Below are 518 nucleotides of genomic sequence, written 5' to 3' on the forward strand. Positions count from 1 at the left end.
CACGTACGGGCTACCTATTTTTACCCGCATACTGCACAATCACCAAAACTTGGCGGAAGCGGTGAGATTCGAACTCACGGAGGACAAAGCCCTCGCCGGTTTTCAAGACCGGAGCCTTAAACCACTCGGCCACACTTCCATTGTTCTGCTTATTTACTATCGCGAGGCTTACGCACGCGCTTCGGCTTGTCCGTGACCTGTTCGACAGGAACGTCAATCACCTCTGGAGCAGAGCCTTCCTTGCCATCTGCTGCTTCGGGCTGAGCACCACCCACGATGTCTACGTTCAGCGTGGGCTGTACCGACACCACGTACAGGTTTCCATTCAGGTTATGATCGTGTTCCGATACAGAGGGCAAGATTCGGACAACATCACCGATGTCAAGCTGTTCCCAATGCACAGGGACCCAACCTTCAGGAGTACTGACTTCAAAGCGACGAATCTGATTCAGAGGTTTCATGTATGTATCTCATATTGAGTGTTGTGCCACCATCACCTCCGTAGGGGTCGAAGTAAT

1 protein-coding gene and 1 tRNA gene are annotated in these 518 nt (G+C 51.9%); both read right to left on the reverse strand.

From position 1 onward, the window contains the following. Positions 1–50: 50 nt before the first annotated feature. A tRNA-Ser gene (locus tag AC1RPG_RS08065) sits at positions 51–139 on the reverse strand. A gap of 10 nt (positions 140–149) precedes the next feature. Further along, the gene (locus tag AC1RPG_RS08070) at positions 150–461 is read right to left on the reverse strand and encodes a hypothetical protein (protein WP_289862442.1); all 312 of its coding nucleotides are present in this window, start codon (positions 459–461) and stop codon (positions 150–152) included. Between the last annotated feature and the right edge of the window lie 57 nt (positions 462–518).

The sequence above is a fragment of the Dellaglioa sp. CoH-57-MRSF-18 genome (genome assembly GCF_056781995.1).